The 256-nt window shown below is 71.9% G+C and carries 1 protein-coding gene; it reads left to right on the forward strand.

The annotated features are described in order from the left end of the window. Nucleotides 1-11: 11 nt before the first annotated feature. Nucleotides 12-256: hypothetical protein (locus E0702_RS17930; RefSeq protein ID WP_205742114.1), on the forward strand; the 245-nt coding region annotated here is incomplete at its 3' end.

A 256-nucleotide genomic window follows, 5' to 3' on the forward strand; every position in this document is an offset into this window, starting at 1 on the left:
GGCTGATGGGCATGACCACGAACGCTTACGTCCCCGGGCTCGCCCGTCCCCGTCCCCTTGCACCCATCGACACCGTGGAAGCGCGCCTGCGCGGCTTTATCGACGGCCGGATCTTCGACCGTCCGACGCTGGTGCTCGACTGCGATGCGGTGGTGGCGAAATACCACGCGCTGGCGCATGGCCTGGGGCAGGGGACGCTGCTCCATTCCGCGCTGACGGCCCACCCGGCGCCCGAGCTCCCGCGCGCGCTGGCGGC

Source organism: Halomonas marinisediminis, assembly GCF_004347715.1.
In the GTDB taxonomy this organism is placed as follows: domain Bacteria; phylum Pseudomonadota; class Gammaproteobacteria; order Pseudomonadales; family Halomonadaceae; genus Halomonas; species Halomonas icarae.